Origin of the sequence: Gimesia alba, from assembly GCF_007744675.1 — a bacterium.
Taxonomy (GTDB): Bacteria; Planctomycetota; Planctomycetia; order Planctomycetales; family Planctomycetaceae; genus Gimesia; species Gimesia alba.
Genome location: NZ_CP036269.1, coordinates 5,953,862 through 5,974,442 on the forward strand (window position 1 = coordinate 5,953,862; position 20,581 = coordinate 5,974,442).

General features: G+C 51.5%; 14 protein-coding genes. 6 read left to right on the forward strand and 8 right to left on the reverse strand.

Annotation, left to right across the window (positions count from 1 at the left end):
* Positions 1-130: 130 nt before the first annotated feature.
* From Pan241w_RS22060 to Pan241w_RS22075, 4 genes are all read left to right on the forward strand, one after another.
* Positions 131-1,945: a M3 family oligoendopeptidase gene (locus Pan241w_RS22060; RefSeq protein ID WP_145220019.1), complete on the forward strand. Its 1,815-nt coding sequence runs from the start codon at positions 131-133 to the stop codon at positions 1,943-1,945.
* A 263-nt stretch (positions 1,946-2,208) separates the two neighbouring features.
* Positions 2,209-3,411 (forward strand): homoserine O-acetyltransferase MetX, encoded by a 1,203-nt coding sequence (gene metX, locus Pan241w_RS22065; RefSeq protein ID WP_145220021.1) that lies wholly within the window; start codon positions 2,209-2,211, stop codon positions 3,409-3,411.
* Positions 3,412-3,513: 102 nt separating this feature from the next.
* Positions 3,514-4,170 carry a methionine biosynthesis protein MetW gene (metW, locus tag Pan241w_RS22070; RefSeq protein ID WP_232107234.1) on the forward strand — a complete coding sequence of 219 codons (657 nt, stop codon included), beginning with the start codon at positions 3,514-3,516 and terminating at the stop codon, positions 4,168-4,170.
* A gap of 277 nt (positions 4,171-4,447) precedes the next feature.
* Positions 4,448-5,272 carry a ParA family protein gene (locus tag Pan241w_RS22075; RefSeq protein ID WP_145220023.1) on the forward strand — a complete coding sequence of 275 codons (825 nt, stop codon included), beginning with the start codon at positions 4,448-4,450 and terminating at the stop codon, positions 5,270-5,272.
* Here the strand turns inward: Pan241w_RS22075 and Pan241w_RS22080 are convergent, their stop codons facing one another.
* From Pan241w_RS22080 to Pan241w_RS22095, 4 genes are all read right to left on the reverse strand, one after another.
* A complete protein-coding gene (locus tag Pan241w_RS22080; RefSeq protein WP_145220025.1) occupies positions 5,273-6,718 on the reverse strand; it encodes an oxidoreductase in 1,446 nt (481 codons plus the stop codon). It lies immediately after the preceding gene.
* 137 nt (positions 6,719-6,855) lie between these two features.
* Positions 6,856-7,539, reverse strand: coding sequence for an SDR family oxidoreductase (locus Pan241w_RS22085; RefSeq protein WP_145220027.1), 684 nt, complete (start codon positions 7,537-7,539; stop codon positions 6,856-6,858).
* Between the two features lie 33 nt (positions 7,540-7,572).
* Positions 7,573-8,433, reverse strand: a complete 861-nt coding sequence (locus tag Pan241w_RS22090) for a ThuA domain-containing protein (RefSeq protein ID WP_145220029.1) — start codon at positions 8,431-8,433, stop codon at positions 7,573-7,575.
* A gap of 92 nt (positions 8,434-8,525) precedes the next feature.
* The gene (locus Pan241w_RS22095) at positions 8,526-9,245 is read right to left on the reverse strand and encodes a 3-keto-disaccharide hydrolase (protein ID WP_198000082.1); all 720 of its coding nucleotides are present in this window, start codon (positions 9,243-9,245) and stop codon (positions 8,526-8,528) included.
* A 357-nt stretch (positions 9,246-9,602) separates the two neighbouring features.
* Between Pan241w_RS22095 and Pan241w_RS22100 the strand changes: the two genes are divergently transcribed.
* Positions 9,603-9,884 (forward strand): hypothetical protein, encoded by a 282-nt coding sequence (locus tag Pan241w_RS22100; protein ID WP_145220033.1) that lies wholly within the window; start codon positions 9,603-9,605, stop codon positions 9,882-9,884.
* A 151-nt stretch (positions 9,885-10,035) separates the two neighbouring features.
* Here Pan241w_RS22100 and Pan241w_RS22105 read toward each other — a convergent pair whose 3' ends face one another.
* From Pan241w_RS22105 to Pan241w_RS22120, 4 genes are all read right to left on the reverse strand, one after another.
* A complete protein-coding gene (locus tag Pan241w_RS22105) occupies positions 10,036-10,704 on the reverse strand; it encodes a SpoVG family protein (RefSeq protein WP_145220035.1) in 669 nt (222 codons plus the stop codon).
* A gap of 38 nt (positions 10,705-10,742) precedes the next feature.
* The gene (gene ispE / locus Pan241w_RS22110) at positions 10,743-11,660 is read right to left on the reverse strand and encodes a 4-(cytidine 5'-diphospho)-2-C-methyl-D-erythritol kinase (protein ID WP_145220037.1); all 918 of its coding nucleotides are present in this window, start codon (positions 11,658-11,660) and stop codon (positions 10,743-10,745) included.
* 253 nt (positions 11,661-11,913) lie between these two features.
* Positions 11,914-18,882, reverse strand: coding sequence for an excinuclease ABC subunit UvrA (gene uvrA, locus Pan241w_RS22115; RefSeq protein ID WP_145220039.1), 6,969 nt, complete (start codon positions 18,880-18,882; stop codon positions 11,914-11,916).
* A gap of 85 nt (positions 18,883-18,967) precedes the next feature.
* On the reverse strand, positions 18,968-19,378 hold the full coding sequence (locus tag Pan241w_RS22120; RefSeq protein ID WP_145220041.1) for a hypothetical protein: 411 nt from the start codon (positions 19,376-19,378) through the stop codon (positions 18,968-18,970).
* Positions 19,379-19,552: 174 nt separating this feature from the next.
* Between Pan241w_RS22120 and Pan241w_RS22125 the strand changes: the two genes are divergently transcribed.
* Positions 19,553-20,572, forward strand: a complete 1,020-nt coding sequence (locus tag Pan241w_RS22125; protein ID WP_145220043.1) for a DUF368 domain-containing protein — start codon at positions 19,553-19,555, stop codon at positions 20,570-20,572.
* The last annotated feature ends 9 nt before the right edge of the window (positions 20,573-20,581 follow it).

The window sequence follows — 20,581 nt, forward strand, 5'->3', positions numbered from 1 at the left end:
GCCTGTTTGAATTATTCGAAAGAGAAACGAGTTTTCGAATCCGGCTGAGTTTAATTGACGACATGACCGTCAATAGAATACATTCAAGGCATAATCGCAACTTCTTTCTCTCTGATCGGGATTCATCACCATGACTGAGGCAATTTCGTACCCCCTGACCTGGGACCTGGCTTCCCTGTACCCTCATCCGGACCACGCTGACTTTGAAAATGCTTTGAAGCAGATGAAAACGTCGCTGGAGGAGCTGGTGACGCGGGTTGCTGAATTGTCTACGTCTACCAATCCAGAAACGGATGCCAGCGTCTGGGGTGATTTTCTTACAGACTACCAGGCTGCCATCGCCGAATTATCAGGACTGTTTGCCTGCCTGGAGTGCTACTGTTCCGAAGATGCAAACAACAAACACTATCAGACCTTAATGGCGCGTCTGGCCAGTATCCGTCCGTTACGCGAAAACATCGAAACACAACTGCAGCTCACCGTGCGTGAACTTTCGGATGAAGTCCTGCAGCAATTCTGCCAGCAGGATGCGCGGATTCAAGAGATTCAATTCTTCCTGGAAGACTGCAAACGGAATGCAACACTCAGGCTGCCTAAAGAACAGGAGATTCTGGCGTCGCAACTGGCGGTCGACGGTTTGCATGCCTGGGGACGTTTGTATGACCGTCTATCGGGCGATCTGAAAATTCGGATTATGGAAAAGGGGGAACTGGTGGAACGGTCTCCTGGCCAGGTCCACTTTGATTCGCCAGAGCGTTCGATTCGCGAAAATAATTTCTTCGCTGCGAACAAAGCCTGGGACACGATCGCCGATTCCTGTGCTGACGCGTTGAATCATCTCTCGGGAACCAGACTCACTGTCTATAGCCACCTGCCGGTCACCGACCATCTGGATGCCCCGTTGATTTATAATCGGATGCAGCGCGGCACTCTGGATACGATGTGGTCTGTCATTTCGAAGCGGAAACAGAAGCTGGTGCAATTTCTGGAAAAGAAAGCCGAAATGCTGGGGCTGTCCCAACTCTGCTGGTACGACCTGAATGCGCCACTCCCCCTGACGGGCGGCGAATCGCCGGAGATATCCTACGATCGCGCGTGCGAATTGATTGTCAATTCCTTTGACCAGTTCAGTCCCGACTTGAGTGAATTCGCCGAACGGGCACTCCGTGAAAACTGGATTGAAGCCGAGAATCGTCCGGGAAAACGACAGGGTGGTTTCTGCACGACGTTCCCTGTTCAGAAGCAGTCGCGCATTTTCATGACCTACACCGATTCCGCCGACAGCATGTCAACACTGGCGCACGAACTGGGACACGCCTATCATTCGTATGTCCTCAAAGATGTGCCTTATGCACTCAGCGATTATCCAATGAACCTGGCGGAAACCGCTTCCACGTTTGCCGAAGCAGTGCTGGGCGAACAACGTCTGAAAGCTGCAAAGTCGAAAGCAGAAGAACTGCAGATTCTCGATGGCATGCTGGGAGACGCGGTCGCCTTTATGATGAATATCCACTCCCGCTTCCTGTTTGAAGACCGGCTGCATCAGGAGCGGCAGGAAGGCGAATTGACGCCTGACCGTTTCTCTGAGTTGATGCAACAAGCACAGAAAGAAGCGTATGCGGGCGCCCTGGATGATGCGGGTTGGAATCCGCAGTTCTGGATTTCCAAATTGCATTTTTATATCAGCGAATTACCGTTCTACAATTTTCCTTATACGTTTGGCTATTTACTCTCCCTCGGCGTTTATGCTCTCGCAGATACATTTTCCGATCCGTCGGAATTCGCAGCCAAATACCGTGAACTGCTGATTGCCACCGGGTGTCAGGTTACTGAAGAAGCCGTCTCGAATACATTTGGCTATCAGTTGGGGGAAGCCGACTTCTGGAACAAGAGTATCGATATCATTGATCGCCGGGTCGACCGCTTCCTGGAACTGGCAGAGTAAAGGAGTTATGTTTCCTATCCTCTACCCTGGCATAAAGCTTGAGGAGTGCAGGAAACAGGCTCTACTGCTCATCGCTTCAGCCTCATTTTCCGTAAATATTCCTTAAATGAGCCCATTTACGGTGAAAGCCGGTCTAAAATGAGAACAGATCCCGATTTAATGAATCGGACCCGTGTCGAAATTCCGGAAGACCTTCGGTATACTGATTCCACGATAAAAGAGAAACGTCGATTCTGCAGGTAATCTGAAAAGCAATTTTTTCTATGGCAACACAACAGGAAACAGCGGAAGCCCGCCAACATTCAGGGGTGGGTTTTGTTCAGACCCAACTGGCGACCTTGTTTGTGCCTCCTCACTGGTTAAAACTGGCGGGGGGTGGAGAACTGGGGCCGATTCAGGTGGCCTATGAAACGTATGGCGAATTGACGCCGGCGAAAGACAATGCCATCTTCATCTGTCATGCGCTGACCGGAGATGCTCACGCAGCCGGATACTATGAAGATGATGACGAAAAGGCAAAACCGGGCTGGTGGGATGATCTGATTGGCCCCGGCAGAACTTTGGACACCGATAAATATTTTGTCATTTGCGCGAATGTGCTGGGCGGCTGTCAGGGAACTACGGGCCCCGGAAGCATCAATCCCGAAACCAACCAACAGTATCGTCTCAATTTTCCCTTTATCACTGTGGGTGACATTGTCGAAGTCCATTCCGCATTGACCCGGCATCTGGGCATTGATCAATTACTGGCTGTGATCGGCGGGAGTCTGGGAGGCATGCAGGTCCTGGAATGGGCCGCGCGTTTTCCGGATCAGTTACGCAGCGCGATTTGCCTTGCATCAGCGGCCCAACTCTCGGCCCAGGGAATCGCCTTTAACGCTGTTGGCAGACGCGCCATCAAAACAGATCCCGAATACAAAGACGGGGAATACGAAACAGGCGCCGGCCCTCGCTATGGTCTGGCATTGGCCCGCATGATTGCCCACATCACTTATCTGTCAGACCAGTCGATTGAAATGAAATTCGGTCGACGTCTGCAGGATCACGACACCTTTACTTATGAAATGCTGCCTGAAGTCGAGTTCCAGGTCGAGAGCTACCTGCATTATCAGGGCAAACGATTCGTGGAACGGTTTGATGCCAACAGCTATCTCTACCTCACGCGGGCGATGGACTATTTTGATCTTGAATCGCAATATGGTTCGTTGACCAACGCTCTGGGCAAAACTGATGCTCGGTTTTTAATTGCTTCTTATGACTCGGACTGGCTGTTTACCACCACTCAAAGTAAAGAAATTCTGCGAGCGCTGATTGAATGCGGCAAACATGTATCGTTTATCGAATTAAAAAGCCCGTTCGGACACGACTCCTTTCTGATTGAAATTGAACAACTGCAAAACATGATTACTCCCTTTCTGGAACAGGCCTATCAAAGCCGGCTGATGGAGAGTGCTCAAAAGACATAATTGAGTGCAGCAGCCACGCGGCTGGTGTGAGACTCAAAGATTGATGCGGATTTTTTTATGTGTGCACAACATCGATACTGTATGCAGGACCCGTCACTGGAAATGACGGATAAACTGCTGCTGGAACAGATTCAGCCAGGCAGTCGCGTTCTCGACCTGGGTTGCGGCGATGGTCGTCTGCTGGCCCGGTTGCGCGAAGAACGCGGGGCTTCGGTACTGGGCATTGAAATCGATATCACACAACATCACGCCGCGATCGCCCGCGGAGTTCCAGTGATTCAGGCCGACCTGGATGAAGGCTTGCAGGACATTCCCGACGGCTCCTTCGATTACGTCGTCTTGAGCCAGACGCTGCAACAGGTGTTACAACCGAAACAGCTACTGGAAGAAATGGTGCGCGTTGCCAAGCGGGCATTGGTTGTGGTGCCCAATTTTGGCAACTGGCGGATTCGACTCCAGGTTTTAAAACAGGGGCGTGCCCCGGTCACGGAAGTCTTACCCTATGAATGGTATAACACGCCGAACTTGCACCTGATGTCGATGCATGATTTCCAGGACCTGATGCGGCTGCTGGGAATCGAAATCCTCCAGGAAATTCCGATCATCAACCATCGTGCCGTCGAACGCGCCTGGCTGGCCAATCTGCGTGCCCAGCATGTGCTCTATGTTCTGCAACGACAGAGTGATCCTTATCCAGTATCTGAAAGTGAAAATAACGCAGAGAGCGAACTCGAATCTCCCCGACCTGGTTCGCGATAACTTGAAAAACAATCTGTGACTTTTCGACGCATTAAAAATGGACAGCTCCGGCAATTCCCCCCCCCCTTGATCCCCTGCAAAAAATCCTGTTTGTGGTGCCTTAATTCCTGTTTCCACAAATGGAAATTCCCGATATACTGCCCCACCTTCAGGTCAGAAATGACACCGTCTCACTTATGTCACCGGCTTGACACCATTGACGTAAGATGAATTAAAATAAGCGTTTGAAACAAGTATGTGACCCAGTTTTTGAAGAGAAAGAGGGAAGGGACTCCCGATGCGTATCATTGCAATCATGAATCAAAAGGGGGGCGTCGGTAAAACGACGTCGAGTGTGAACATGGCTGCCGGGCTGGCGATGCAGGGCAAAAAAGTCTGCCTGGTTGACCTCGATCCGCAGGGGCATGCCTCGTTGCATCTGGGAATTGAACCGATGGGAAATGTCCCCACGGCCTATGATGTCTTCTCGGGATTCAAAACTCTGGCAGAAACCCGCCAACTGGTCGCTAAAAATTTATGGGTGGTTCCTGCAACACTAGATCTGGCGGCAACCGAGTTGGAACTGGTTGACGCCGAAAACCGGGAAATCGTTCTTCGCGAGGCCATCAAGAAAATGGCGGAAACGGAACCCTTTGATTACCTGATTATGGACTGCCCCCCTTCTCTGGGTGTGTTAACGGTCAATGCTCTGACGGCTGCCACCGAGGTCATCATTCCTCTGCAACCTCACTTTTTTGCGCTGCAGGGTTTATCCAAGCTGTTGGAAACGACGGCTCTGGTACGGCGTCGCTTGAATCGCAATTTGAAAGTTTCCGGCGTCGTCTTATGTCTCTACGAAACGGGAACCCGATTGGCAGCCGACGTCACCGACGACTTGTGTGCCTTTTTGGGAGAAAGCGATCCGGAGGCTCCCTGGGCTGATGCCAAAGTCTTCCAGAGTCGAATCCGACGAAACATCAAACTGGCAGAAGCCCCCAGCTACGGACAATCTGTGTTTGATTATTCCAGTTCGTGCCCGGGCGCCAAAGACTACGCTGGTCTGGTTGAGGAAATCATCGCCGGAGAACAGGCAGAAGAATCGCCTCTGCAACAGGCGGCCTGATTACTCAGACGCCGGTTTCTGTTTTTCTTCCAGCTTCGCCTTAGCTTCTTTCCAGAGCGGATCGTAAACCTCTTTGTCAAACGGAGGACATCCTGTCGGGTACTGTCCCAGTGGATGGTCCTTCGTGCGCATCAGGTTGGTGCAATAAGAAAACGTACGGCAGACAGTTTTCCGTTTGAGCTTTCCTTCTTCCTTCAGCTGTTTGGCAAATTCCGGCTGCGACAAAGTGGCGCGGCCCATGCCGACGATGGAGATTTTTCCCTGTTCGACGTTAGCGGCAGCGGCGTGCATCGCAAAATCCTGCAGCCAACTGTAACCGCTGCCCACGACCGGAATATCAGGAACGGCGGCCTGGATCTGCGATGCAATCCGGAAGTGGCGTGCAACGCCGATCAGGGGATGCTCGGGTGCGTGATAACCATCGGTCGGCGGGAACTCGGCAGGACGCACAATATGCGGATTCGCATACGGGTTCCCGTTCGAAATATTGATCATGCTCACGCCCCACTCTTTGAGCAGCTTAGCCACTTCCAGCGGTTCAGTCAGGTCTTCTTTTAAATGGTCATTCGGGTCAGTACCAAAGGCCGTCTGTAAAGGCAACTCATGAGGACAGGGCGCTCCCACAAAGTCATCGCCCACACCTTGATAGGGAATCCCGTCGTAGCCGTTCATGCGAGTGCCGATCACCAGACTCGGGCACTCTTCCCGAATGCGTTTAACGACATTCCGTACCAGACGCGTGCGGTTTTCCAACGAGCCGCCATACTCACCCGGCCGGTTTTTCGCAGCCAGTAATTCCGAGAGCAGATATCGATGGCACTGTTTGATATCAACAAAGCCGACCCCGATTGACTCGGCCAGTTTTGCGGCGGTCACATATTGATCTTCGATGCGTTTTAAATCGTCGTCAGTGAGAACCGGATAGCTGTCATCAATCGGACGGCCCGTCGATTTATCAATCGTTCGTGGATCAAGCACCTGATCCCGCGTCGCAACCAGTGGCTTTTCAAAACTGAAGCGACCCGAGTGCGTCAGTTGCAGGCCAATGACCAGTCCGTCGTCAGAACCAAAGGCTTCTTTGTGTGCGTCGCGACAACCGCCGAGCATGGTTTCTAAAGCAGACGCCGTTTTGTCGTTGATCATCAACTGCCGCGGGTTCATCCGTGCCTCGGGGCCGATGGCCGTCGCTTCACCCCAAATTAACGATGCGCCGCCTGCACCAAAGCGTTGATAGCGGCGGTAGGTCAATTCATCGGGAAAGCCGTCGGCGGTGCCGTCACAGCCTTCCATCGGCTGAATGCCCAGACGACTTTTGGCTTCCAGGTGACCGATTTGAATCGGTTGATACAGCACATCAAAATTGTCTGAGACCTGAATCGGGCAGCCTAAACGTTCTGAATCGGCGACGACATCGGCGGGAGTTTTATACTTATAATATTTGGCCATGGTAGATGACTCATTGAATGCAAAGTGAATGGCGGTGAGGGTAAAAAGGGTCTGACTTCCCCGAGTTTACTCAAACTCGAAGTGAATTACCATTCCGCGGAAAAAAGCGAACCATGCCGGTCTTTTGAGTCCATTTTCTAACCAGGAGCCGTCAATTGTTTTCCGTTATCCCGAGCTGACAGGCCTAACAGAAAGGGGACGGCGGTCTCTGCCCATTCCTCCGCAGTCGGGTAGTGCGCGGCATGCGATCCGAAGCAGCTCTGCAGCATTTCGGTATTAATAATCCCCGGGTTCAAGGGGATCGCTGCCATGCCCTGTGGCAGTTCTTGAGCCAATGCTTGCGTCAAACCTTCGACGGCCCATTTCGTCGCACAATACGAGGCGACTTCTGCGGAAGTCGAACGCCCCCAACCGGAACTGAAATTCACAACCACGCCCGTCTGCTGCTCAAGCATAGCAGGCAGAAAATGGCGAATGGTATTGGCGGTACCTTTGATATTCACATCGATAATGGAATCAAAGTCTTCCGCGGGCACTTCCCACAGCGGCGCGTTCTCATTGATCTGAGCCGCATTATTCAGCAGCAGATCCGGCGCGCCGAACCGGTCGATCGCACTGGCGGCCCAAAACTGGACAGAACTGTTATCAGAAATATCCACCACCGAAAACTGATGCGCAGCACCATACTGATTCGACAGCGCAGCGATCTTTTCTGCTGACCGACCACAGCCGATCACGGTATGACCGGCTTCAATGAACCCGGCGGTCATGGCACGGCCCAATCCCTGGGTCGCACCAGTCAAGACGATTACTTTCGACATTGGTTTACCTGCACTAAACTTGAGCCGGGGAATTTACTTCTCAGCGGCTTTAGTAGCAGCGGCCGCTTTTGCATCTTCCCGTTTGGAAAGTTCCGGATTCACGGGAACCGCGGAGGGTGCATCGCCACGAATCCATTTGATGGCTCCGATGACCGATTTTTGAAATACAGGGTTCGCCCAGGTTTGCGGGTTGTGTCCCAGATTATTCACAAAGACTTTGCCTTGCCCCCACTCTTTCGCCCAGGCAACGGGAACCTGATACGGACGTTTGGGATTGCATTTTTCCATATTCAGACTCATCAGCACATGCACTTTTTCCGGCTGCCAGTTTTTGTACTGATAAATTTCGTCTTTGATTTGAAATTCTTTCCCGAATGACTTCATGGCCGGATGGTCGGCGTTGTGCACAGTGATCGTCACCGTGTTGCCCGCATTCCAGGGATGACCGTTGAACGATCCGCCGATCATATCCCAATAGGGTTCATACGTCTTATAGGTATCCGTCGCAGAATGGAAGCCAATGAAGCCATGCCCTTTCTGTTTGAGCCAGTCATTCAGAAAATATTGCATATCTTCTTCTTTGATCGGAAGCATCCCCGTCGTGTAAAACATCACGAGATCATAGTTTTTCAGATTCTCTTTCGTGAAGTCAGCGGCAGCATCCTGAGTGCAGTCGACCGTGAACAGGCCGGACTGCTTGCCCAGTTGGACCATGGCGATTTCGGCTGGTGCCAGCTCGGTCTTATCCTTTCGCTTTACTGAACCATGCGTATAACCTTTACTTTGGGTCAACATCAACACCCTGGTTTTTCCAGATTCGGCCTGGGAATAGGAGGGGGTCAGCAACAGGGTACATGCCAGCAAGCAGCAAGACAGCAGTAATCGAAATCGCATGATGATCGCTCCACGGTTAGTTAAAAATAAGACTCAAGACGTCAGTCTGCCTATTTTAAAGAGAACGGGCAGTCTAATGCAAAGCAAAACACCTAATCGGTTAATTTCTGCACGCGGATATTACGAAACTCGACAGCGTCTCCTTCGGACTGAATACCGAAGAAACCTGACTTGAGTTCACTCGGCTTGCTGGAAGCGATGGGGGTTCCATTCAAGACCGAAGTCAGTGCACCATCTTTACAAACGACTTCGATGGCGTTCCACTCGCCGATCGGGCGTCTGGCAGATTCGCGGGCCGCCTGATTGTCGGTCACTTCCAGAGTGATTTCTTTGCTGTTGGATTTGATGTGGGCCATCTCCTCAAATTTCCCCTGTACTTCCAGACATTTTGGCCAGATCCGATTTTCGCCGGTGATGAAAAATAGGAAGCCGGTGTTGGGGTTTTCATTTTTCTCAGCCGATTCCGGAAAGCGGTACTCCAGCCGTACGGTACAGTTTCCCAAACTTTCGAGCGAGTGCAGATAGCCCCGCGGCTGGCCCGTGCAGGAGATCACACCATTTTTCTCAGTCCAAGTGGGATCTTTGACTGGTTCTTTTGATTTTCCCTGGAACTCTTTGAAGTCCTTTAAGCTAAGCAGCGTGAAACCATCTTCGACATCAAATAACGATTCTAACGTTTTTTCAGGCAAATCAATGGCAGGAACTTCATTGAGTGCTTCCTCTTTTTGTTTTTCAGTCGGTGCCGAACCTGAGCACCCCATTAGACAGCACATCACGGCCATCAGTGATAAACAGACAAACTGGGATTTCATCGAAGATTCTCTTTCAGGAAAGTCAAAGTTAAATCGGTGATTGCAAGGAAACATGTTCTGATCTTGTTTCCCTATCATATCGATTCCAGATGGCGCACTGAAGCCTGCTGTCCTGTCTTCTGTGCAGGACACCTATAATCGATACATCTTTCTATTCTCCCCTCAAATATCTGAAATCCGTAAACAATACATGAGGGAAACACTGCAAACTTTACGATACAAGTACTGTTCCCTCCTTAAACTGATTCGCTTCACAGGGACAATGATTGAATCCTTCATCACTGAATCATTCCCTCCCTGTGCTCAGAGTGATCAGTTGCTGAATTCGGAATACCACCGAGAAAGAAATGGGCCAGCATGCAACAGTTAATGATTTCCCCTCAGCAGTGTCAATCCAAGACAACCAGACCATCGGCCACAGGTCTGGGCCATGCTGATTCAGCTGAAACGGAAGATACTTCTCAGAACCTGAGCATCTCGGTTCTGGAATGGTTGAACGCCGAACTCCGCAAAGAAGTTGAAAAGCAGGAAATTGTAGAACTGCAAGCAAACGAAAAAATGATTGATCGTTTGCAGCACATGCTGACATCCAAAGCGACCGGCATCACAATCATGGTGGCAGGCCTGTTTCTGATGTGATGCAGACCCCTCATTGGCAATCTGAGGTCGGGGTCATGTTGTTGATTCTGCTATGAAACAGGATCCGTTCGTAGCAGAATCAGTCGCCAGTGAGTGTTTTGGACATTGAAACGAGTTCACGCTCTGATTCCATGTCGCACGTGTATAAAAGTCAGACAATTCCGGAACCAAAGGTATCGCCGCCTCGCGAACGGGACTCACTCTCATTCGATGAGACTTTGTCTGATTCGGGCTGGTCTGCTGCCGTGTGATGCGGCGGACTCGCCTCCTGGGTGGACTCCGCGGAGTCGATTCGGAACACCTGATTATTTTTACGGATGTGGATTGATTCGGCCCCCGATACTTCGGCTGGGGTCTTTGTATCTTCTAAGTCTTCTTCATAAGGACTCAGGCGGGCATAATCCTCTTCACCGAAATCGTCATAGCGGCAGATATAGCCGTCCTCTTGTGCGGATATTTTTTCATCCTGATAGGCTTTGAGGACTTCCTGCTGGATCAATTCACGGCACTCCGAATTGATCGGGTGAGCGATATCGGCATAGAGTCGGGCGCGTCCCGCGTCGTCCTTATCCGCCCGGTTTTCATCCAGTCGTACACCACACTGGTTGCAAAACGAAGCCCGCAAGTGGTTTTTAGTATGACACTTCGGACAACGATCCATCAGCTTGCGGCTGGGCATCGCCACAAAGGCGCCTTTCGCCCCCTGAATAATTTTCAAATCTCGAATGACAAACGAGACATCGAAAGTAATCGAGCAAAAAGCAAGTAATCTTTCATGCGGATCATTCATCAACTTGATGCGAACTTCACTGATATCCATGGCCTCACTCCATTTGTGCCAAATTTTGAATTGCTCATCTATAGTCGGTTCTGGACAACAAATATGTGCCCTTTGACTGTGGAACGTAAACGTGCCGCAATCTGAGATGCCTGAGCCCGGTTCTGGCAGATACCGAAATAGGCAGTCCCACTTCCACTCATCATATGCCCCAAAACAGATTGTTTTGAGAAGTAATCTTTTAAAATTAATATGTCCGAATTTAGTGTTTCTGCAGGAGCCTGAAGATCATTCAACATGAGGCTGGATAATGAATGAAATTGACCAGAAGCCAGATCGCCTACGAGTTGCTCTACCTGATTTTCCGAATGGTTTCCCACTCGACAGTGCCGATAAACGTCTGCAGTCGATAATCCCGAGCCGGGACGCACAACTACAAAGTGGAGACAATGGGGAATTGAAACAGGTTCAATAATTTCACCTCTTCCCCGGCAGATGGCACTGGTGCTTTCTGTCAGAAAGAAGGGAATATCACTTCCCAGTTCCGCCGCCAATTCACGTAGTTCATGAAGTGACAATCCCAATTGCCAAAGTTTATTGACAGCAAACAAGGCTGCAGCTGCATCGCTCGACCCCCCGCCTAATCCAGCCTGTGAAGGAATTCGTTTTGTTAACTGAATTCGAATTCCTTGCTGTTTACCCGACTTTGCCTGAAGCAACCTGATTGCGCGAACTACCAGATTTTCTTCTCCCGTCGGGATTGACTCATGGGCTGTAAGTTGTTGGGGCTGAAGAGAATTTGCTTCGACAACACGCAACTCAACTTCTGATGAAGGTTCCTCCGTGAAAACTAAGGTGTCGTATATTCCTACCGACAGCATTAACGAAGTAATATCGTGAAAGCCGTCGGATCGCTTATGATCGATGCTTAAGAACAAATTTAATTTTGCAGGAGTATGAACGGTAATGGAGCGCGAATTGGAGTAAGAAAAGAGCATCCGTCACATTTCCATATTTCCTACCAAAACGAATTCAGTGTCGTTTTATTGAACAGGTCCTCACTGATGAGTGAGAGATTAGAGCGATTTGACCTGATTAAGATTCGATTGCTATACGACGTAACAATATGAAAGACTATTGCTACAGCGAGTATCCTATCTGTAAAACTCAAAAACGTCAACATCTTTTCCGAGATGCGGGGATTTCCCCCTTTATTTCAAAGCGTTTTTTGAAGTTCTGTTTTGGAACGGCTCACTCGTCAGTCATCGATTTGAGCAGTTGCTTGAACGCTTTATTTTGCACCTGCTTCTGGTTTGTGAAGCGAATCCGCGCCTGCTCTCTGCCTTTGGAATCAGTTTTGATTTCGCGCTCACTTCCTAGGTCGGCGATCTTGCCCAGCGTGAGTTGTCCTGCAGAGGATTGCAGCGTCAGGTCGACACCTTCGCGGCGTTTGGTATGAATCGTCAGAAACGATTTCTTCTGGCCGGCACGCGTAAATTTTACCAGCGATTTACTGTCCCATTGAATGACCGAATCGGGATAAGTCTGCTCCACCAGATCAAACAGAGACTCCAATAGCGACGCATCCCAGACAACCCGTTTATTGTTGGGAAACCCTTTCCGCGAGAGATGCCATTTCTTCTTCAGGACTTTCCAGGGCATGATCTCTTCGGGTTTGATTTCATCGCGTTGAATCAAGCCGAGATACGATTCGCACGCTGTCTCCAGGAATTCCATAAACGCGGGCGTGCTGATTTCTTCCTCCCAGTGAACCGTCAGACTGACTTCCTGCCAGGGCCCTTTCAGGTTTTTAACTCGCACCCGGTTTGAACGTCCATAGATGGGAAGCTCGTCCAGATCATCCAGCGACTTAAACGCTAGTTGATCGCGGAGTTCGTCCTGCTTGAAGGTATTCCGCTTGACGCGGAAATTGAGTCGCAGCAGCCACTCATCCCCCGTATTCGCATGCAGGAACCAGCCCTGTTTTTTGACCGGCCCGTTCACTTCCACAATACTGCGATGATTCCAGTTGATCTCACCAAAGCCCTCTTTGTTCTCCACAAAGTCGATCACCGCTTCCAGCGCCCCGCCTTCCCACTGACAGGCCGCTCCCGAAAGGGAAACATGGTCCTGCGTATGCCAGCGTCTCCCCTCTTTCTGCCACGGCATCTGTGCGTCGCGGCCGATTTGCTTCAGGTCCAGGTCGCCTGCCTGCTTTTCTCCGAGCGACTGTGCGTCGAAGACTTCGCGTTCCTCGCGATCACCGGAGGCAAGAATCGGCTTGAGAATTTCTCCCGTATAAGATCGGAGAAGCGGCGGCTGTTTCGATTTGCGTGCGCTGGCTTTTGTTGACTGTTTCTGAAAGCGGTCTGCATGTTCCACCAGTTTCTCCGGCGTCCCTGCAGCGATGATTCGTCCGCCACCAATGCCTGCTTCCGGTCCGACATCCACCAGCCAGTCGGCTGTTTTGATCACGTCCAGATTGTGCTCGATGACGATCACGGTATTGCCGAGTTCGACCAAACTGTTGAGTACCTTGAGCAGTTTGGCAATATCATCAAAATGCAGGCCGGTCGTCGGTTCATCCAGCAGATACAGCGTTTTCCCGGTGCTCGGTCGCGCCAGTTCCGCCGCCAGTTTCACGCGTTGCGATTCACCCCCGGATAATGTTGGCGCGGATTGTCCCAGCGTCAGATAGTCCAAGCCAATCGCACACAGGGTTTCCATCGTCCGTCGGATCGCCGGAATGTTGTTAAACAGCTCCGCCACTTCGCCAATCGACATCTCCAGCACATCGGCAATCGATTTTCCTTTATATTTGACTGACAGCGTTTCCTGATTATAGCGTTTGCCGTTACAGGTTTCGCAGGTCACCCAGACATCAGGTAGAAAGTGCATTTCGATACAACGCTGACCGTTGCCTTCGCAATCCTCACAACGTCCGCCCGAACGGTTGAAACTGAAACGTCCCGGCTGATAGCCGCGCACTTTAGAATCAGGGAGTCGAGAAAAGAGTTCGCGAATCTGATCAAACACACCAGTGTAGGTGGCAGGATTCGAAGCCGGCGTATTCCCGAGCGGCCTTTGATCAACAATGATCGCTTTATTGATTTGTTCGAGCCCCAGCAGATCATCAAACGGACCAGGCGCTTCTTTAGAGCGGTGCAGCTTTTTAGTGACGGCCCGTGCCAGCGTCTCTTCGATCAGCGAACTTTTTCCCGATCCACTCACTCCGGTAATACAGATGAATGCGCCCAGCGGAATCGAAAGATCGACCGATTGCAGATTGTGCTGGCGAGCGCCCTTCAATTCCAGCCAGTGACCGGTGGGAGAAACCGCAACGTCGGTCTTGCCCTGTTTCTCATAAATCACGCGGCGTTCCTGAGGCAGTGGGATCGTGAGCTGATCCGACAGATATTGCCCCGTGAGTGATTTCTTTTTGCGTTGTAACTGCTTGGGCGAACCTTTGCCGACAATCGTGCCGCCAAACCGCCCTGCCCCGGGACCAAAGTCGTACAGACAGTCCGAAGCTTCCAAAACTTCCCGATCATGCTCGACCATCACGATCGTGTTGCCGATATCGCGCAGTTTTTTGAGCGTGTTGATCAACCGTGTGTTGTCGCGCGGATGCAGGCCGATCGTCGGTTCATCCAGCACATACAACACGCCGGTCAGGGAACGTCCCACCTGCCCTGCCAGTCGAATCCGCTGGCTCTCTCCCCCCGAAAGTGTCGGCAACGGGCGACTGAGGGTTAAATATTCCAGTCCGACATCAACCAGAAACTCCAGGCGGCTCGTGGCTTCTTTGATCAGATCGCCGGCGATCTGCTTTTGCCGTTTATCGAGCTTTGCGGTTTTAATAAACGCGAGCGCATCGCTCAAAGGAAGATCACAAAACTGGCCGATGGTCTTACCCTGAAACCGCACGGCAGCAGCATCAGTCCGCAGGCGGCTGCCGTTACACACAGAACAGGGCACTTCCCCCGTCATCTCGTGCAGGCGACTGCGAAACGCGAACGAGAGCCGCGATGCTTCCTCAATCGCCGGGTACAACCCCTTGTACTGAAATTGAATTCTGCCGGAGTCATCTAGGGGAATCCAGCGTTCTTCATCGCCGTACAGAATGACGCGCTGCTGTTTCACGCTGAGCTGATTAAAGGGGACGTCCAGCGGAATCCGAAACTGTTTTGCCAGCGCAATCAGCGTTTTGTTGAACTCGGGATTCGTCCGTGGATCAGGCCAGGCGGCAACCGCGGCGTCCTGCAGACTGCGGTTCGGATCGGGAATCAACTCGGATAAATTCGTACCCAGTTCGGTTCCCAGACCTTCACAATATTCGCACCATCCCAGCGGACTGTTGAACGAATAGTTATGCGGCGTCAATTCTTCAAAACTCTGACCGCACTGTTCACAGAAATAAAACAGGCTGAACGTTTCGAAATCCCATTCTTCTTCGGGAATCGTATCATCACAATAGCAGGTATACATCAACCCTTCGCCAAGCGCCAATGCAGATTCCACCGAGTCGGCAATGCGCGAACGATTCTTGGCGGCGACGGTAATCCGGTCGAGCACCACTTCCACTTCATGTCGGCGGCGGCGGTCGATTTCCGGTACCTCTTCCAGACGGTACGTCGTGCCATCAATGCGCACCCGCAGAAAGCCTTGTGACTTTAGTTTTTCCCAAAGCGTTTCATAGGCCTGACCGACGTTGATCTCGACGGGCGCCAAGATCAAGAGCTTGGTTCCCGCTTCCATCGACAAAATGCGTTCAATGACTTCATCGGTAGTCTGCGTTTCCACGGGCACATCGCAGTCCGGGCAATACATGGTTCCGAGACGGGCATAGAGCACGCGCAGGTAATCATAGATTTCGGTTACGGTGCCGACGGTCGAACGGGGTGAATGACCGGTCGTTTTCTGTTCAATGGCAATCGCCGGCGAGAGCCCGTGAATGTGCTCGAACTTCGGTTTGGGCATCTGCCCGAGAAACTGGCGTGCGTAGGCCGACAGCGATTCGACATAGCGACGCTGCCCTTCGGCGTACAGCGTATCCATCGCCAGAGAACTCTTGCCGCTGCCACTCGGCCCACAAAATACATTCATCTGATTGCGGGGAATTTGCACATCCAGGTTTTGCAGATTGTGCTGGCCGGCACCGCGGATCGTGATCTCCTTGCTGTCCCCTTTCGGTTTGCCATTTCGTTTTTGATTCGCCGACTGCCAACGCAGATGCGGGTTGTTGAGAGTCAGCGCTTTTGCTGTTTTCTTGCGTTTCGTCGATTTGGCTGGTACCAGTTCGGTCTGTTCTTTCAAGGCTAAACCGGTATAAGAGTGCGAACAGGCGGCGACTTCTTCGGGCGTGCCTTCAACCAAAATCGTTCCACCCCCTTCTCCCCCCTCGGGGCCGAGATCGATCACCCAGTCGGCCGTCTTGATCACATCGAGATGATGTTCGACCACCAGCACTGTGTTCCCGGCATCGACCAGATGATGCAGCACTTTCAGCAGTAATTTGACATCGGCAAAGTGCAGCCCGGTCGTTGGTTCGTCTAAAAGATAAAAAGTGCTGCCGGTCGAACGTTTACCCAACTCGCGTGCCAGCTTGACCCGTTGTGCTTCACCGCCGGACAGTGTAGGGGAAGGCTGTCCCAGTTTGAGATAGTCCAGCCCGACATTGTGCAGCGATTCCAGCAGCTTCAGAATTTTGGGAACGTTCTGAAAATGTTCAATTGCCTGTTGAATATCCATCTCCAGCACTTCGGCGATATTGGCGCCCTTGTAGCGAATCTCCAGCGTTTCATGGTGAAAACGGCGGCCTTCACAAACCGGACAGGGAACCCAGACATCAGCAAGAAAGTCCATCTCCAGCTTATTCGCGCCGTGTCCTTCACAGGCTTCACAGCGTCCGCCGGCAACATTGAAACTGAACCGCCCGGCTTTGTAGCCACGGGCGCGGGCATCCGGGAGCTTCGCATACAGATCGCGGATCAGATCAAAGACTTTGACATACGTCGCGGGATTCGAACGGGGCGTACGACCGATGGGAGACTGATCGATGTCAATCGCTTTGTCGATGAATTCCAGGCCGGTCACTTTCTGGTGTTCGCCCGGATTTCCTTTTCCTTTGTTGACACTTTTATTGAGGACCGACCAGAGAATATCGTTCACGAGCGAACTTTTCCCAGAACCACTCACGCCGGTGACACAGATAAAACCTTTGGTGGGAATCACAGCGCTGATATTTTTCAGGTTATGATGTTTGGCCCCTTTGATTGTGATCGATTCTTTTTTGACAAGACGACGACGTGCTTCCGGGATTTCGATTTTTTCTTTACCGGAGAGGAACTGGGCCGTCACACTCTCTTTCGCTTTGAGAACTTTCTGATAGGTGCCTTCCGCGACAATGTGCCCGCCACGGATACCGGGGCCGGGACCGAAGTCGACGATATGGTCAGCGGCGCGCATCGTCTCTTCATCGTGTTCAACGACGATCACCGTATTTCCCTGATCACGCAGATCGCAGAGACTTTCCAGCAACATCGTATTGTCGCGGGGATGCAAGCCGATGGAGGGTTCATCCAGAATATAAACGACGCCCACCAGACCGCAGCCAATCTGCCCGGCCAGTCGAATCCGCTGACTTTCACCGCCGGACAGCGTGGGCGCGGTGCGGTCGAGCGTCAGATAATTCAGGCCGCATCGCAACAGAAAGCCGAGGCGTCCGCGAATCTCTTTCAAGACTTCGTCGGCAATCAGCAAACCGGTTTCGTCCAATTCTAGTGATTCGAAGAAGGTGGCGGCTTCTTCAATACTGAAGGCACAAACTTCCGGCAGAGTTTTGGCTGCTGGTTTTTGACTGCCGTTGGATGCATAACTGGTCGAAGTAATGTGGACGTGGCGTGCCTGTGTATTCAGTCGCGTTCCGTGGCAACTGGAACATTGGACGAAGTCCATGTACTTTTCGAGCTGTTTCCGCCGCATGGGGTTGCTGGTTTTACGGTAACTTTCCAGCAGTTCCTCAATGTATCCCTCCCAGGTGCCGCCATGCTTCCAAACACCGCCCGAATGCCGCCAACTGAAGGTGATATTGCGTTCGCCGGTTCCATACAAAAACTGGTGCTGCGCTGCTGCGGGCAATTCGTTCCAGGGCGTTTTCAGAAAACTGTCTTCAGTAAGTTTAAGATCTTTTTCGATAGAACGGGCCACGCCGTTGTAGATGTGACGTCGCCATTTTCCGACTTTGCTTAACGGGCCCAACAACTCGAAGGCCCCTTTTTGAATCGACAGCGAACCTTTTTTCAGTAACGAGTCGAGTGGAAAATCGTACCGCATTCCAAGGCCGTTACATTCAGTACACATCCCCAACGGACTGTTGAAACTGAATAACTGAGGCGTCGGCGGTTCATAGCTGATGCCGCAATCGGCACAGGCATAGCGTGAGCTGAATATTTTGTCCTGCAGCGTCTCTGCATTTTCATTATCGGGATGTTTCGCAGAAAGTTCCTGGGCGACAATCAGCGTTCCATTGCCCAGTTTCAACGCCAGTTCCACCGACTCTGCCAGCCGCGCGCGGCTGACTTTGCCTGCCACCAGTCGGTCGATGACGACTTCTATCGTGTGCCGCATCTGACGATCCAGCTGAAGCTGATCGGTTAGTTGCACGATGCGACCATCGACGCGCGCTCTGAGGAAGCCCTGTTTGGAAAGATCCTCGAACAGATCTTTGTACTCGCCCTTCTGCTGCTGGATCAACGGCGCCAGAATGGTAAAACGGGTTTTCTCCGGCAGGAGCGAAATTGAATCGATAATCCGCTCGCTGCTCTGGGAGCTGATCGGTTTGCCGCAGTTTTCACAGGAGCCCAGTCCGACGCGGGCGAATAAGACGCGGAGGTAGTCGTAGATTTCTGTAATCGTCCCCACGGTGCTGCGCGGGTTGCGGCCGCTCATTTTCTGCTGAATGGAAATCGAAGGGGCGAGGCCGGAGATGGCATCGACTTCCGGTTTGGGCATTTGCCCCAGAAACTGACGCGCGTAACTGGAAAGCGATTCGACGTAGCGCCGTTGCCCTTCTGCGTAAAGCGTATCAAACGCAAGCGAGCTTTTGCCGGAGCCGCTGACTCCGGTCATGACGATCAGCCGATTGCGGGGAAGTTGAACACTGACGTTTTGCAGATTGTGCTCGCGAGCACCGGTAATAATGATATCTGTTTGTGACATGGACCGCGTTATACCAATCGGCTGATGCCGAGATAAGAAACTCAAACGAAATCGTGATCAATCGAACGCATCGATTCAAAGTGGCTCAGAGCAACCCGCCGCCGAAGCTATCTTCTTCCTCATCTTCAGCCGCCGGTTCTTGAACCTGAGGTGTGTCTGGTTTGGGCTCTTCGGGAGCAGTGAATGAAATTTCTGTCGTCTGCGCTTCAGCCACGACGATTTCTTCGACCGTTTCCATTTCCTCAATCGAACGTGCCGCGGCGGCAGCCCGTTCTGAAGAAGACTGATCGGCAGCCGGCGGTTCATAATAGTCAAAATGAAACGGATCCCGGTACAGACTGCGTTTTTCTTCGACGAGTTTCATGAAGACAGTTTCTCCATTCATCTGCGTTGATTTGGTAGTGACATCGCCACTCAATCGAATCGTTTCGCCCGTTTGAGGACACTTCCAGAGTCGCCTGACATCAAGGTCCAGCTTCAATCCGGGGCCTTTCATAGTGCTTTTCTCTTTACTATTGGGGGATCAGAAATCAACGCTTTTCAGAAACGCTTCACTACATTACACTTTGCATCTCTATGAAACATACCTGATCTCGTATCCTGTGTTCAATTGCTGGCGTCGAAATAATTAAATCGAAGATCCTTTTGTTCATTAAATCAAGGTTAATTGATGTCTGATTCCGAACCATCCGTTTCCCAACCCCCACCCAAATTTCCCGCCAAAGGGGATCTGATCCAGCTCGGACGGGGCCTTTTAATGGGGGGGGCCGACATCATTCCTGGCGTTTCCGGGGGAACCGTCGCACTGATTCTGGGCATCTACCAGCGACTGATTACCGCCATCAGTCACTGTGATGCCCGATTGTTTCAACTACTGATACAGCGAAAGTGGTCTGAAGCGGCGCAACACCTCGACCTGCGATTTGTGATTCCCCTGGGTGTGGGAATTTTGACGGGAGTCGTCAGCCTGGCCAGCCTGATGCATTATCTGCTCGATTATCATCTACAACTGACATTGTCGCTGTTTTTTGGATTGATCCTGGCTTCCAGTTTTCTCGTGGCACAAATGGTAGATCGCTGGACGATCGCGAATGTGATTGCGTTTGTCGCTTCATTGATCGGCGTTTATCTGCTGGTGGGAGAACATTCCGTCAAGCCGCCGGAAGGAAATCTGTATGTCTTTCTCTGCGGGATGATCGCCATCTGCGCGATGATCCTGCCTGGCATCAGCGGCGCACTGATTCTGATCCTGCTGGGAAAATATCACGACATTACCGGTTTATTGAAAACCATTCCCAAAGAACTACTCAAAGGGAATATCGACTGGAACGGTTTGCTGACTGTTGTTGTGTTTGTGTCGGGTTGTTTACTCGGATTGATCCTGTTCAGCAAAGTGCTACGCTGGCTGTTGCACAATTTTCATACGCTGACAATGGCCGTGCTCTGCGGCCTGATGGTGGGTTCATTACGACGGATCTGGCCGTTCAAGATTGACGCGACCCCCTACACTGCCGAACAGACACCTGAAATGGTGCCCTTCAAACATCGGATTTACGAAAATGTCTGGCCGGGCAGTTTCGACGGCATGTTTTGGGCCTCGCTGGCGCTGATCGCTGGTGCCGCTGTTCTGGTCTGGGGACTGGATCGCTTATCCCAGAAATACGCGATGCACGATACAAGCAACCTTTAGTTGGTACGT